Origin of the sequence: Rickettsia endosymbiont of Pantilius tunicatus (genome assembly GCF_964291875.1) — a bacterium.
GTDB lineage: Bacteria > Pseudomonadota > Alphaproteobacteria > Rickettsiales > Rickettsiaceae > Rickettsia.
In genome coordinates, this window is sequence record NZ_OZ198175.1 from 39,747 (window position 1) to 53,677 (window position 13,931).

Genomic DNA, 13,931 nt, shown 5'->3' on the forward strand with positions numbered 1-13,931 from the left:
ATAATATCTTGATTAGGCGATAAGCTAATGGCAAAGAAAAATAAAAACATTTTGGTAAGGTTAGTAAGTACCGCAGGTACAGGCTTTTTTTTAGTGAAAAAGCGTAATCCAAAAACGCAAACCGAAAAGCTTTCTTTTCGTAAATACGATCCAAAAGTAAGAAAACATGTTCTTTTTAAAGAAGAAAAAATAAAATAATCGAAGTAATATATGGCAGTAAAAATTCGTTTAGCTAGAGGCGGTGCTAAAAAGCGTCCTTTTTACCGTGTAGTAGTAGCTAACGCAACCGCACCACGTGATGGTGATTTTTTAGAAAAAGTTGGAACTTATAATCCGATGCTTGCTAAAGATAGTAATGAGCGTGTAGTTCTAAAGGCGGATCGTGTAGAATATTGGCTTAAATCTGGTGCTAAACCAACAGATAGAGTTGCAAAATTTATCGAGCAAGCTGGTATAGCTCTTCCTGAGAAAATCAAAAAAGAGATGGAAGTTAAGCTAAAAAACCGTAAAGCTAAACCAAGCAAAAAAGAAGCTAAAGAAGCATAGTGTTATCTAGTTGCTTGACCAGTGATACCAAATCGTCATTGTAAGCGACTGCAAGGAGTGTGCGACAATCTAGAAAAAATAATAAAAAATGCTATAAGTTAGCGTTTTTTATACTTTCTTGCTTCGTCAAAACTTACAATTTTTTCCTCGCAATGACGTTTTCAGTTCAAGCAATAAATAAAAAATAAGCCGGATTAGCTCAGTGGTAGAGCAACCGCCTTGTAAGCGGTAGGTCATCAGTTCAAATCCGATATCCGGCACCACCTTTATAGGTGAGAAATTGTAAAAATATTAGATTGCCGAGTTGAGAATTTCCGGCGTTGTTACATGATTCCGATTTCATTCCCGCTTAAGGCTTCTTTGTGTGGATCGAAAGTCGTCATTGTGAGCAAATGAAATGAGCGTGACAATCCAGTAAATAAATCACGGGATGACAGGGATAGAATGATCCACGCGGGCAATGACATAACAGGATGACACTAATAATAATGGTTTTAGAGCCATAAAAACACTGTACAGAAACACATAAACCATATCCACCCATTTCAGCGCCCTTAGCTCAGCTGGATAGAGCAACGGATTTCTAATCCGTAGGTCAGAGGTTCGAATCCTTTAGGGCGCGCCACTCTTCAATTTTATAATCCTAAAATCGTTTTGTATGTAATATACCACTTTATATGTAATGGACCCTTCTTTAATTGGTATAGCTTAATGCGATAAGGTAGTGACTTTTTCAAGAGCATAGTAAACCGCATCAAAAAAGTGCTCAAAATTATAAACAGTTTTTCTTATTTCGTTCTTGATTTTAAACCAGTAATGCTCAATAGGATTTAAATCAGGAGAGTAAGTTGGTAAAAATAAAATACTGCAACCAACAGATTCAATTAACGTTTTCACTTTTGTACTTTTATGAAAATTAATATTATCCATTACTACTATCTGACCAGGCTTTAACTCTTTGATCAATATCTCTTGTACATAAGTTTCAAAAATGTCCTTATTACATGTCCCATCAAATATTATTGGGGCAATAATATCTTTGGCAGACACCCCAGCAATCATACTAATCCGTGATTTATGTTGATAGACCCTTTCACCATAACATCTTTGACCGATAATGCTCCACCCGTGTTCTCTACAGCTATTATCTTCTATCCCAGATTCATCGATAAATACTAAATCTTGTTTGTCTATAGTTTTTAGTTTCAATATAAACTCATTCCTTAGACCAACATCTCTTTTGGGATGAAGAAAAGTTTTTTTTATAACTATAACCTAATTTATTAAGCAATCTTGATATCGTACTTGCAGATACTTTTTGACTCCAGTTGTTAGCTAGTTCCATGGTGGTTTTATCAAAATTTAATTCTATAAATTTTTTAAATCCTTCTATGTCTCTTATTATTCTACGATGTCCTGTATGATAACCACTTTTTGCTTTGATATCGCCGGTTTGTTTCTTTAATTTTTTCCATTCTATTATAGTCTTCCTACTAATAGAGTATATCTCAGAAGTCTCTTTTATTGTTTTACCATCTGTTAAACTTTTTATTACTCGTATTCTTAAATCGTATGAATATGCCTTTGCCATAAGTTTTTCATTTAGTATAATCTAACTCATACTCTAAGTCACTATCTTATCGCATTAAGCTATAGTTCTAAAAGTGAAAGTAAGGACGCAGTTGGCATGATAATAAAGTTAGATAATGCTAAAATTGATATGAATTTTATGAAATCTTCAGAATTAGAAGAACACTTAGAAGGATTTAAGAATTTTGCTTATAAATATGTAAGCGAAGGAGTTGACCCTATTTATGTATTATCTAGAATACATAATGTAAGACTAACAATTGGATGCGTTATTATCCCTAAATTTGATGAGCAAGGCAAAATTTTAAAATTTTTGCAAGAGCTTAATAAAGCATATAATTCTCTTTTATTATATGATAACAAAGTATTTGATTATGATATGCAGATATTGGTAGAACTCATACATTAGTCTACTTAAGTATAGCATTATTGAGAGCCTTAATTTAGGTACTTCATCTGGTATTATACTATATGAGATTACAAAACAACGACGTGAATTCCAGTTTAACTTAAAAAATAAAATTGCTACAAATAAAATTAAAAAAAATTTCAAATTGAAGAAAGAGAAGAGGGGAAGTAAATAATAAATACTTTATATAAATAATTATCTACTAAGTCTAATTACAACATATCCAAATCTATATTTAAAACAGTGCTTAGCTTCTTTAGCGTATCTATTGTACCGGTACGTGATCCTTTTTCAATAGCAGAAATATATTGTTTAGTTTTACCAATTTTAGTAGCTAATTGTTCTTGGGAAAGCCCTCTATATTCACGATAAACCTTGATAGGGTTTTCACCGCTTAGAATTTTCTGCACTAATTCTTCAGGAAAATATTCTTCATTTTTAGCAATGCCCTCAAGATATAATTCTTCATCGGTAATGTGACGTTTCTTAAAGTTTATAAGCTCTTGATATTCATTAAAGGGTAGAACAACAAAAGCTGGTTTTCCTTGATACTCTATTATATGTTTATCGCTCATTTATATACCTCTCCTCTAACATCAATATTTATTACTAAAATCTCTAATCTTCCTTGGTTTATTTTATATATAACTCGATAGTCTCCAACTCTTAGCCTATAAGCATCGTATCCTATTAACTTTTTAACATTATTATTTGTTTTATAAGGATCTAATCTTAGCTGTTCTAATTTTTCTAATATAACCTTTCTTTTATTTGAAAAAATTTTGACCAAATTTTTTAAAGAAGTTTTAGAAAAGCAAAGAGTGTATTCCATTTGAGAATTATTTATAAGTTAATTTTATTATATTATAGTTTATAATACTAGTCAACATATTGTTGACCAAATAATTTATTCTATATTTCTATGACACTCCAAATTATAGTATAGGCAAAAATCAGCTATACTTAAAAAATCATTTTTTGCATGTATCCCATCATATAATTTTATCTCTTGGAAAGATTTTTTATATATTTCTGTATGAATAAACCCAAACAAATATAAAGTTCCAAGGCTTGAGGTAAAAATTATACTATTTGGATCGTTTAGTATTATATCCTCAATTAGAATAGTAAACGTCCCTTTAGGCTCGTTTCTTATTTCATCAATTAATTTGCGTATATAAGTATGATGAAATGAATTTTGCTCTATGATCTTTGATATTTGGAAATTATTTTGCTAACAGTAATTATTTATAAGCTCTCTGTGGCGTTTACGATTTTTAGAATTTGAGATAGGTGTAAGGAAGATTATTATTTTTTTGGTATCAAGCATGTGTCCCCAATGAATATAAACTTAAATTGCTCAAGTTTTAACCACCACAAAACATTCATGGTGGTTTATGTATTTAATAAGTATCTAAAATGATGCATAGTTTTAGATATTGTAAGGAGGTAACGATGGTGGTCAGGTTATTAATATAATTATAATTAATGAACCGTGCCCCGATATGTTACTCCTTACTTCCTTTGGTTCCGAACAATCAATAGAGCAAGGGGTTATTCACTTGATCTTAATGGTTGATCGTGAATAACCCCTTAGCTCGTACATAGAACAGGAGAGAAAACATGACAAAGAATATTTTTATAGGTATAGATGTATCTGAGGATACTTTAGATATATGGTTACACCCGTTGAATAAATATAAAGTTTTTGATAACAACCAAAAAGGAATTAATGAGCTAGTCGAATATATAGCGGATTATAATATTGCTAAAATTGTAATTGAAGCTACCGGAAGACTTGAATATGAAGCAGCAAATACTTTACAAAAAGTTGGATATTTAGTCTCAGTAGTTAATCCTTATTTTACATCAGCGTTTAGAACTATGAGAGGTAAGTTTACCAAAACCGATACTATTGATGCACAAATGTTAGCATTATTTGCAGAAAAAATGAATCCTGAATCTAGAAAAGTGGCGAATGAAATAGAAAAAGAATTAAAAGAGCTTACAGCTAGACGTAACCAACTAATTACTATGATAGTATCTGAACGCAATCGCTTACGTAGAGTTACTAATCAAAAAATAATTAATAGTATAAATAGTGTTATTAATTTACTTAATGATCAAAAAGAAGAAGTGGAAAAGCTTATATTATATCATATTTTAAATATAGAAAGTTATAAAGAAATATATAATTTACTTATTACTATCCCGGATATTGGCTCGATTATAGCAATAACCTTAATTACAGAGTTGCCAGAGCTTGGTAATTTAAATTGTAAACAAATTGCTTCTTTAGTAGGAGTAGCACCTCACTGTAAGGAAAGCGGTAAAACAAGATTTAAAGCAAAAACTAAAGGTGGTAGGAAAACGGTACGGGCGGCATTATATATGGCTGCTGTTACATCTGTAAGATGTAATCCCGCAGTTAAACCTTTTTATAAAAGACTTGTAGAAAAGGGAAAAGCTAAAAAATTAGCTCTTACTGCAGTAATGAGAAAAATAGTAATAATTGTCAATAACATTGTTAAAAACAAACGACCTTGGCAAAACCAATATAAAATATTCTCTTGACTTCTCGAACACAATCATCGGGGAGTTAGAAACACTGCCCAAAGTCAGCTACCATAGGTTTTAAGCTTAAAGCCAAGCTCTAAGTTCTGAACATGCCTATAATCTCCCCGACCTTAATAAAGTCGAGGATTACATCATTTTACGGGTTGATGCATACCACTTAGGGTTTAGAGGCTCTGTCCAAATAAGTGTGTAAATTTCCCAAAGGTTATATAAAAGAAAATATAACAAAAAGAGAAATTACAATGACAGAGAAACAAAATGCTGCAATGGATCAAGCGATAGATTTATTGATCAATAATGATACAGATGTATCAACTTTATTTGCGTAGGATGGTTTATTAAAAGAACTGACCAAGCGTCTTGTAGAGAGAGCTTTACAGTCTGAGATGAATAATCATTTAGGATATAGCAAGTATAATCAAAGTGCTGCCCAGAATTCACGTAATGGTTATAATACAAAGAATCTAATTACAAAGAATGGTGCTGTTGAGATTGAGGTACCAAGAGATAGAAATAGTAGCTTTGAACCATCATTGGTAGCAAAGCGTCAAAGAAGACTTGATGGTTTTGATGATAAAGTACTATCTTTGTATGCTAAAGGTATGAGTTTATCAGATATAAAATTACAGCTTCAGGAGTTATATGGAGCTGATGTAAGCAAGAGTTTAATTAGCGGGATCACAGATGATATAATAGAGGATGTTAAGCTATGGCAGAGCCGTCCATTAGATCCAGTATATGCTATAGTATTTTTTGATTGTTTAATAGTAAAAGTGCGTCAAGATAAACGTATAGCTTAATGCGATAAGGTAGTGACTTTTTCAAGAGCATAGTAAACCGCATCAAAAAAGTGCTCAAAATTATAAACAGTTTTTCTTATTTCGTTCTTGATTTTAAACCAGTAATGCTCAATAGGATTTAAATCAGGAGAGTAAGTTGGTAAAAATAAAATACTGCAACCAACAGATTCAATTAACGTTTTCACTTTTGTACTTTTATGAAAATTAATATTATCCATTACTACTATCTGACCAGGCTTTAACTCTTTGATCAATATCTCTTGTACATAAGTTTCAAAAATGTCCTTATTACATGTCCCATCAAATATTATTGGGGCAATAATATCTTTGGCAGACACCCCAGCAATCATACTAATCCGTGATTTATGTTGATAGACCCTTTCACCATAACATCTTTGACCGATAATGCTCCACCCGTGTTCTCTACAGCTATTATCTTCTATCCCAGATTCATCGATAAATACTAAATCTTGTTTGTCTATAGTTTTTAGTTTCAATATAAACTCATTCCTTAGACCAACATCTCTTTTGGGATGAAGAAAAGTTTTTTTTATAACTATAACCTAATTTATTAAGCAATCTTGATATCGTACTTGCAGATACTTTTTGACTCCAGTTGTTAGCTAGTTCCATGGTGGTTTTATCAAAATTTAATTCTATAAATTTTTTAAATCCCTCTATGTCTCTTATTATTCTACGATGTCCTGTATGATAACCACTTTTTGCTTTGATATCGCCGGTTTGTTTCTTTAATTTTTTCCATTCTATTATAGTCTTCCTACTAATAGAGTATATCTCAGAAGTCTCTTTTATTGTTTTACCATCTGTTAAACTTTTTATTACTCGTATTCTTAAATCGTATGAATATGCCTTTGCCATAAGTTTTTCATTTAGTATAATCTAACTCATACTCTAAGTCACTATCTTATCGCATTAAGCTATATTATCAATAAATCAGTATATGTTGCCTTAGGCGTTGATTTAGAAGGACGGAAAGATATTTTAGGATTGTGGATCAGCGAGAATGAAGGAGCTAAATTTTGGCTTGGTAATTTTACTGAGATGAAAAATAGAGGTATGCAAGACATACTGATAGCATGTAGCGATAACCTTAATGGTATGTCTGAAGCTATAGGTGCTGTTTTTCCAAAGACGGAGCATTAATTATGTATTGTACATCAAATTACAAATAGTTTAAGATATGTATCATACAAGGACCGGAAAGAGCTTGCTGGTGATTTAAAACCTATTTATTACAGCTAGCACAGAAAAAGAAGCACTTTCCGCTTTAGAGGCTTTTGAATCTAAATGGAATAAACAATATCATCAAATTGCTAAATCTTGGTACGTTCACTGGGATAATTTAATGATTTTCTTAGGATATCCAGAAGAAATAAGGAAAATAATTTATACAACTAATGCTGTGGAATCCGTTAATAGTCAACTTCAAGTTACAAAAAATAAACGGGTTTTTCCAAATGATAATGCTGTTTTTAAAAGCTTATATTTAGCAATTTATTGCATGACCAAAAAATGGTCAATGCCTATGCCAAATTGGAATGCGGCTATGGCTCATTTTTTAATAAAATTTGAAGATAGAATCCAGTCCTTTGAAAAAGTTTACACACTTAATTGGGAAGACTCGGTTTAGTGTTTCTACACTCCTGAAAAGCCTTTACAGCTCCGGTTACGATTCTATATATGAATACTGAAAAGTCAATAGGTTTATGGGAGGAATATTGGATAGTATCGGACAGTTTTTATTCTATGTCATTCCTGCTTAAGGCTTGCTTGCGTAAATCATTTTTCTCTGTCATCCCGTGATGGCATTGTTGCGTGGTTCCGATGTCATTCTTAGCTAAAAGCAGGAATCTAGTATATGGTAAATTAAGTTGAAGTTTGCGTATTAAAGAATTGAATTAAAGCATTATATAATTGATCAAATTGAGTAATTGTAGCTTTAATCCATCGCTTCATATTGGCCCAAAATTTCTCTATTGGATTTAGATCAGGGGAGTAAGGTGGTAAGAATATTATCCTACAACCTACTGATTCTATTAGTTCTTTGGTCCTTTGAGACTTATGGAAAGCAGCGTTATCCATCACTACAACTTGTCCAGGTTTTAGCTCTTTTATTAAAAATTCTCCAACCCAACTTTCAAATAATTGTCTATTACATGTTCCATTAAATATCATCGGTGCTATACACTCTTTATTAACATAACCAGCTATGATATTTGTTCTGTTGTAATATTTACCGCTTTTTTTACCAATAAGTTTTTCGCTTTTTTTGCCCCATCCTCTATCTTTGCAGATATTTATCTCAATACCACTTTCATCAATATATACAAGATGTTCTATTGGTGTATCTTTTATGACCTCTTGGTACTTATCTCGCTTTTCTTGACTTGCTTCCAAGTAGGAAAAGTCTTTTTTTTATAGCTAAAACCTAGTTGCTTTAACCAATAATACGCACCCACAGAACTCATATTAAAATACGTACCCATTTCTAATAATGTGAAATTAGGATTAGAACTCACGTACAACTCAACATCTTGACTTGTTACCCGTCCTTTTTTGCCTCCTATTCTTCTTGCTAAATAATGTCCTTCGGACTTATATCTCTTATACCAATTCCTTACTGTGTTTGCTGCTATTTCAAATCTTATCGCAGTGCTATTGCAGCTATTACCTCTTTCTACATATCCTATAACTCTTTTTCTAAAATCTTGACTATATGATCTTGGCATTTTCCTTTATATATATCATCCCTATACTCAAACCTCAACTTAATTTACTATAAAGCGAGCTACCTAAGTTTTTAATTTTAAAAATTTGCTACTTTTATGTTTATTTTTCTGGATTCCTGCTTTTAGCTAAGAATGACATCGGAACCACGCAATAATACCGCCACGGTATCCAGAAAATAATAAAAAATACTAATTTTATTAGTATTTTTAACTGGATCCCGTGAATAAATCACGGGATGACAGGGGATAATGATCCACGCGGGCAATGCCGCCACGGAATGACAGAATCGCAATAATATCTACCAACTAAATTTTTATGATCAGCTCTTCTTTTTTTGCAGTTATTTTTACTACTTTTCCGCTACTTACCTCACCTGCTAAAATCATCTTAGCTAAGTTATTTTGTATTTCACGCTGAATGAGTCGTTTTAAAGGTCTTGCTCCAAAACTTGGATCATAACCTTTTTTAGCTAGATAGTTTAAAGCCGGTTCATCAAATTCTAAAGTAATATTTTGAGCTAATAAAATTTTCTTTAAACTTTCTAGCTGAATTTTGACTATATCGTGAATATTATTTTTATTTAGTCGGTGGAATAATATAATCTCATCTAGCCTATTTAAAAATTCTGGTTTGAAAACCATTTTTACATATTCCATTACTTGATCTTTTACTTTATCAGTATCCTCCCCCTCTTTTTGGTTTACAAGTATTTCTGCACCTAAATTAGATGTTAGCACAATGATAGTATTCTTAAAATCAACTGTGATACCCTGACTATCGGTAAGTCTTCCCTCATCTAGGATTTGCAGCATAATATTAAAAATATCAGGATGGGCTTTTTCCACTTCATCAAATAATATGACTTGATAAGGTCGGCGTCTTATGGCTTCAGTTAGTACTACGCCTTGATCATAACCAACATAACCTGGAGGTGCTCCTATAAGTCGTGAAATAGCGTGCTTCTCCATATATTCCGACATATCAATACGCAAGATTGCGTTACGATCATCGAAAAGAAAGTCCGCTAAAGCCTTAGTCAGCTCAGTTTTACCAACCCCTGTCGGACCTAAAAACAAGAACGAGCCAAGCGGGCGGTTAATATCCTGAATACCTGCACGTGATCTTCTAACGGCATCACTAACGCTTTTAATCGCCTCATCCTGTCCTATTACTGACTCACGTAATTTTTGTTCCATCACAAGCAAACGTTCACGCTCACTTGATAGCATCGTATCAATTGGAATACCGGTAATACGGGAAATGATGCTTGCAATATCGCTTTCCGATACGATTTCTTTTAATAATCCTTTATTATCGCTATTCTCTACTTCCTGAATTTTTTTCATAATCTCAGGAATGATTCCATATTTTAATTCACTAGCTTTAGCTAAATTAGCATCACGTTCTGCTCGCTCTAAATCAATTCTAGCACGGTCTAACTCCTCTTTAAGTTTTTGCTGCCCTTGAATCTTGGATTTTTCGGCTTGCCACTTAGAGCTCATATCGTAAGATTTAGATTCCAACTTTTCTAACTCTGCGGTTAAATGCTCAATTTTCTTTTTAGAATGCTCATCATTCTCTTTCTTCAAAGCTGCAAGCTCTATCTTTATCTGAATAATACGGCGATCCAGCTCGTCAAGCTCTTCAGGTTTACTTGATAGTTCGATTTTCATACGGCTACAAGCTTCATCGATTAAATCAATAGCTTTATCAGGTAGAAAACGATCTGTAATATAGCGGTTAGATAGAGTCGCTGCCGCAACTATCGCACTATCAGAAATACGTACGGCATGATGCAGCTCGTATTTTTCCTTAATACCTCTAAGTATCGATATAGTATCTTCTACTGTCGGCTCGCTAACATAAACAGGTTGGAAGCGGCGAGCAAGTGCGGCATCTTTCTCAATATATTTGCGGTACTCATCTAAAGTGGTAGCCCCAATACAATGTAGTTCACCACGAGCAAGCATAGGCTTTAACAAGTTTGATGCATCCATAGCTCCATCAGTTTTACCTGTACCAACTAATAAATGTAATTCATCGATAAATAAAATAATTTCACCGCTTGACTCTTTTATTTCCCCGAGCACTGCCTTAAGCCTTTCTTCAAACTCACCTCGATATTTAGCCCCCGCAATTAATGCTCCCATATCAAGCTCGATAATACGACAATTAATAAGAGTTTCTGGCACATCTTTACTAAATATTCGTTGTGCTAACCCTTCGATTATCGCAGTTTTACCAACGCCAGGTTCACCGATCAGTACCGGGTTATTTTTCATACGACGAGATAATACTTGCACTGTTCTTCTGATTTCTTCATCACGTCCAATTATTGGGTCAAGCTTACCACTTTCAGCAAGCTCAGTTACATCTCTGCCATATTTTTTTAGAGCATCATAACTATTTTCTGCTGATTCAGTATCAGCTTTTTTACCTTTGCGAAGCTGTAAAATACTAGCTGCTAGTTTTCTGCTATTAATCCCATTACCGGTTAAAATTTTACCGGCTATAGTACTATCAAAGCTTAAAGCTTCCAAAATACGCTCAATCGTAACAAAGCTATCCCCATTATCTTTAGCAAGGCTATTAGCTTTTTCTAAAACTTTAAGAAGTTCGGCAGAAGAGTAAACTGGTCCTCCACCATCAACTTGCACTTTTGGAATTTTATTTAATTCTACTTGTACTAGATCAGCTAAAATATTTAAGTTACCTCCGCTATTACTAATAAGCGTTCTAATAATTCCTGTATCTTCATTAAAAAGACCAGCCAATAAGTGCAAAGGTAATATTTGTTGATGATCATTTTTAGCAGCAATAGATTGACTGCTTGTTATTATTGATTTAGCATGTGCAGTAAATTTATCAATATTCATATAAATAATATATTTTAATTAATAAGATTAAAATTTTTTAATAGATATTGTTTATTTAATTACTTTAAAATTATAATACAAGGGTATATACCTTTAATACTTCAAGATTTGGCTTATACGAAGATCAACTTCAAAAATTGGCTACGTCGTTCTATAAGTACTGTGGTGCTCACGTAGTTTATCTATGCTCTGTTCCTCATGCTTACAAGCTCCTTGCTCTTTGCCGAATAAAACTTTGTCTACTATCTAACTAAACTAAATATTAATATATAAAGCTTTCACTATGTCCTCATTAAAAGAACAATTCGACGCAGATAAATACTTTCTTATAACACAAACAAATGAATTTTTAGTAAATAATAAACAGACTCCTCTACATACAAGCAGAGATGAGGTAAATGAAGCGGTTAAAAGCGGTAAATTTACTGAAGCACTACAAAAGCTTGAAATTTTACGTGAAGAAAAAACTGGTATAATACTTACTAAAATTGATCCGTTAATAGAAGGTACAACACCGATAATAATTCGTGATGCACGAAATGCTAAAGAACCGCGTGAGCTCGGAACGGAAAGCTTTGAGATGCAATATTTAAATGTCATAAGAGCAGCAATAGATATAGCTGAAATCGAAGGAAAGCCGGAAGTACTTAAAACAGAATTAAAAAAACAAGCAGTAGATTTTATTAATAGCTTTCATAAAGATAATGAAAAAAATTCTCAAATGCAGATCTCTCCTAATTTAAAGGATAAGATTAATGATATAGCCGTATTGCTAGAAAATAATGGCGTAAAAGAAGTACATAAAAAGCTAAATGTAGCAAAAGATTTTCAGAATTTTAATGATGAACATTGTAATATAGTGACACATCTCAAATGTTAAAGATAAAGATAAAGATAAAGATAAAGATAATAAAGATCATACTGTTATTGAGGCAGAAGTAGCGTTAAAGGGAATAACTAACGAGCAAAAAGAAGAGTACCAAAATAGAGCTGATAAAGATTGGTTCAAGAAAATGCCAAGCTGGGAAAGGCAGCTAGTTAATAAATATGCTGAAAAAATCAAGGAAGGCGAACATGTTATTCCTACTCAATTGCGTCAAATAGTCGGGATGAAAAACGCTTTTGAGAAAATTACAGCTATAGCTGAAGACAATAAAATCTATTGAAATAATACATACCTCTAAACATGCAGGAACTCTTGTATCTATTTCTCGTGATAAAAAATCACAACAAAGAATTACTGATTTAAATACTAAGCAAGCTCAAGAATGGATGGGTGATCGTGAATTGCATGCTAATACTTTTAAATAGTGGAGCTGCAAATTTTATAGTGCCGCACCCTGATGCGAAGTTAGTAACTCTTACTAAAAGAGCTATAGATCATGTAGGAGGTCGTTATACTAATACAGCGTTTAATAAATTTAGAAAAATCGCAGGTTTTAATCATTTTGATGGTACAAAAGAACAGCTTAATGATTTGGCTAATAATTTACCAAAAGAAGCTAACTTCAGTGATATCGCAACCCATTTGAGACCACGTAGTAAATTAGAAAGATTATTCGGTATTAATAAACCGAAAGGCAACCTAGAAATATTGATACAGGAACTACCAGAAAAAGCTCGTAAAATATTAACTAATGCAGCTAGTTTAAAACAAGATATAGAAAAAGCTGACGCAATTTTTTATAGAGGTGCAGATAAAGAAAATATAAGTAGTAGCATTTCGCGAAAATTAAATTACTTAAGTAACCAAATCTCAAATTCTAATGATTCTGTTTTTAAAGATGTTCCAAAGTACGAAACGCTTACTATGTGTGCAAGTGGTAAGGATCGTACAGGTCTTGCCGAGCATGACCAAACTAGTACTGCTATAGCTAATAAATTAGGAATAGAAGTAAAAGATGCTGATGAACAACTTTTAAAAGCAGGTCATACTGCCGGTCAAGCTGGTGGAGTTTATGCGGGTGGTGCTACAATTGGATGTTATGGTACATTAAAGGTGACAGCCGCAGGTTTCCCTGAATCTAGAGAAGAATCATTAAAAAGTATGATTGAGCCATCGGGAGCTAATAATAAGGTTAAAAAGCTTAAAAAAGGTCAAATAATTAATGAACCAGCAGAACAGGAAAAAGCTATAGAAACCCCCAATATGTATCAAACAAAAACTTATGAAATAGCTACAAGTATACAAACACCAGATGTTAATATAGCTACTCCAAAAAATGAACTAATTGAACTAATACCTGATTTAAATAAAGTTCAACAACAAATGATACACAAACCTACGGTAGAATTAGATAATGTAGGAAGAATTACTCCTAATGTTACACCTGTACCAAAAATGAATCAACGTAATAAAGATAATAATATAAGGAGATAATA

The 13,931-nt window shown here is 32.6% G+C and carries 18 protein-coding genes and 2 tRNA genes; 13 read left to right on the forward strand and 7 right to left on the reverse strand.

What is annotated here, in order from left to right; all coding sequences use genetic code 11:
- Positions 1 to 27: 27 nt before the first annotated feature.
- From rpmG to ACICQC_RS00275, 4 genes are all read left to right on the forward strand, one after another.
- Positions 28 to 198, forward strand: a complete 171-nt coding sequence (gene rpmG, locus ACICQC_RS00260; protein WP_011478029.1) for a 50S ribosomal protein L33 — start codon at positions 28 to 30, stop codon at positions 196 to 198.
- A gap of 12 nt (positions 199 to 210) precedes the next feature.
- Complete coding sequence (gene rpsP / locus ACICQC_RS00265) at positions 211 to 546, forward strand: 30S ribosomal protein S16 (protein WP_395476978.1); 336 nt, start codon at positions 211 to 213, stop codon at positions 544 to 546.
- 188 nt (positions 547 to 734) lie between these two features.
- Positions 735 to 809: transfer RNA gene (locus tag ACICQC_RS00270), tRNA-Thr, on the forward strand.
- A 285-nt stretch (positions 810 to 1,094) separates the two neighbouring features.
- Positions 1,095 to 1,171, forward strand: a tRNA-Arg gene (locus ACICQC_RS00275).
- Between the two features lie 83 nt (positions 1,172 to 1,254).
- Here the strand turns inward: ACICQC_RS00275 and ACICQC_RS00280 are convergent.
- A protein-coding gene (locus tag ACICQC_RS00280) for an IS630 family transposase (protein ID WP_395476497.1) occupies positions 1,255 to 2,137 on the reverse strand; the annotation gives its coding sequence in 2 pieces (ribosomal slippage) (positions 1,255 to 1,809 and positions 1,811 to 2,137; 882 coding nt in all).
- Positions 2,138 to 2,233: 96 nt separating this feature from the next.
- On the opposite strand from ACICQC_RS00280, the gene ACICQC_RS00285 reads away from it, so the two are divergent.
- The gene (locus ACICQC_RS00285) at positions 2,234 to 2,545 is read left to right on the forward strand and encodes a hypothetical protein (protein WP_395476979.1); all 312 of its coding nucleotides are present in this window, start codon (positions 2,234 to 2,236) and stop codon (positions 2,543 to 2,545) included.
- 212 nt (positions 2,546 to 2,757) lie between these two features.
- Here the strand turns inward: ACICQC_RS00285 and ACICQC_RS00290 are convergent, their stop codons facing one another.
- Positions 2,758 to 3,120: a helix-turn-helix transcriptional regulator gene (locus ACICQC_RS00290; RefSeq protein ID WP_011478026.1), complete on the reverse strand. Its 363-nt coding sequence runs from the start codon at positions 3,118 to 3,120 to the stop codon at positions 2,758 to 2,760.
- On the reverse strand, positions 3,117 to 3,335 hold the full coding sequence (locus ACICQC_RS00295) for a type II toxin-antitoxin system RelE/ParE family toxin (RefSeq protein WP_395476980.1): 219 nt from the start codon (positions 3,333 to 3,335) through the stop codon (positions 3,117 to 3,119). Before ACICQC_RS00295 ends, ACICQC_RS00290 begins: the two co-directional genes overlap by 4 nt.
- 833 nt (positions 3,336 to 4,168) lie before the next feature.
- Here ACICQC_RS00295 and ACICQC_RS00300 point away from each other — a divergent pair.
- The 3 genes from ACICQC_RS00300 to ACICQC_RS00310 all read left to right on the forward strand — a co-directional run bounded on the left by ACICQC_RS00300 (position 4,169) and on the right by ACICQC_RS00310 (position 5,922).
- Complete coding sequence (locus ACICQC_RS00300; RefSeq protein WP_395476380.1) at positions 4,169 to 5,119, forward strand: IS110 family transposase; 951 nt, start codon at positions 4,169 to 4,171, stop codon at positions 5,117 to 5,119.
- A gap of 188 nt (positions 5,120 to 5,307) precedes the next feature.
- The gene (locus tag ACICQC_RS00305; protein WP_395476501.1) at positions 5,308 to 5,451 is read left to right on the forward strand and encodes a hypothetical protein; all 144 of its coding nucleotides are present in this window, start codon (positions 5,308 to 5,310) and stop codon (positions 5,449 to 5,451) included.
- Between the two features lie 57 nt (positions 5,452 to 5,508).
- On the forward strand, positions 5,509 to 5,922 hold the full coding sequence (locus tag ACICQC_RS00310) for a transposase (protein ID WP_395476981.1): 414 nt from the start codon (positions 5,509 to 5,511) through the stop codon (positions 5,920 to 5,922).
- Here the strand turns inward: ACICQC_RS00310 and ACICQC_RS00315 are convergent.
- Positions 5,919 to 6,801, reverse strand: a protein-coding gene (locus ACICQC_RS00315) for an IS630 family transposase (RefSeq protein WP_395476497.1) whose coding sequence is annotated in 2 segments (ribosomal slippage) — positions 5,919 to 6,473 and positions 6,475 to 6,801 — 882 coding nt in all. Because the reading frame shifts where the segments join, the coding sequence is not laid out codon by codon here. The genes ACICQC_RS00310 and ACICQC_RS00315 overlap by 4 nt on opposite strands.
- Before the next feature lie 120 nt (positions 6,802 to 6,921).
- On the opposite strand from ACICQC_RS00315, the gene ACICQC_RS00320 reads away from it, so the two are divergent.
- Together ACICQC_RS00320 and ACICQC_RS00325 are read left to right on the forward strand one after the other, a co-directional pair.
- The gene (locus tag ACICQC_RS00320) at positions 6,922 to 7,086 is read left to right on the forward strand and encodes a transposase (protein ID WP_395477724.1); all 165 of its coding nucleotides are present in this window, start codon (positions 6,922 to 6,924) and stop codon (positions 7,084 to 7,086) included.
- Between the two features lie 88 nt (positions 7,087 to 7,174).
- Complete coding sequence (locus ACICQC_RS00325; protein WP_395477727.1) at positions 7,175 to 7,573, forward strand: transposase; 399 nt, start codon at positions 7,175 to 7,177, stop codon at positions 7,571 to 7,573.
- A gap of 236 nt (positions 7,574 to 7,809) precedes the next feature.
- Here the strand turns inward: ACICQC_RS00325 and ACICQC_RS00330 are convergent, their stop codons facing one another.
- From ACICQC_RS00330 to clpB, 3 genes are all read right to left on the reverse strand, one after another.
- A complete protein-coding gene (locus ACICQC_RS00330; protein WP_395476342.1) occupies positions 7,810 to 8,340 on the reverse strand; it encodes an IS630 family transposase in 531 nt (176 codons plus the stop codon).
- The gene (locus ACICQC_RS00335) at positions 8,295 to 8,672 is read right to left on the reverse strand and encodes an IS630 transposase-related protein (RefSeq protein ID WP_395476240.1); all 378 of its coding nucleotides are present in this window, start codon (positions 8,670 to 8,672) and stop codon (positions 8,295 to 8,297) included. The genes ACICQC_RS00330 and ACICQC_RS00335 overlap by 46 nt, the downstream gene beginning before the upstream one ends.
- A gap of 306 nt (positions 8,673 to 8,978) precedes the next feature.
- On the reverse strand, positions 8,979 to 11,549 hold the full coding sequence (gene clpB, locus ACICQC_RS00340; RefSeq protein ID WP_395476982.1) for an ATP-dependent chaperone ClpB: 2,571 nt from the start codon (positions 11,547 to 11,549) through the stop codon (positions 8,979 to 8,981).
- Between the two features lie 283 nt (positions 11,550 to 11,832).
- Between clpB and ACICQC_RS00345 the strand changes: the two genes are divergently transcribed.
- The 3 genes from ACICQC_RS00345 (at position 11,833) to ACICQC_RS00355 (ending at position 13,929) form a co-directional block, all read left to right on the forward strand.
- A complete protein-coding gene (locus ACICQC_RS00345) occupies positions 11,833 to 12,429 on the forward strand; it encodes a hypothetical protein (RefSeq protein ID WP_395476983.1) in 597 nt (198 codons plus the stop codon).
- 133 nt (positions 12,430 to 12,562) lie between these two features.
- Positions 12,563 to 12,715 carry a hypothetical protein gene (locus ACICQC_RS00350; RefSeq protein ID WP_395476984.1) on the forward strand — a complete coding sequence of 51 codons (153 nt, stop codon included), beginning with the start codon at positions 12,563 to 12,565 and terminating at the stop codon, positions 12,713 to 12,715.
- A gap of 125 nt (positions 12,716 to 12,840) precedes the next feature.
- Positions 12,841 to 13,929, forward strand: a complete 1,089-nt coding sequence (locus ACICQC_RS00355) for a hypothetical protein (RefSeq protein WP_395476985.1) — start codon at positions 12,841 to 12,843, stop codon at positions 13,927 to 13,929.
- Positions 13,930 to 13,931: the final 2 nt, after the last annotated feature.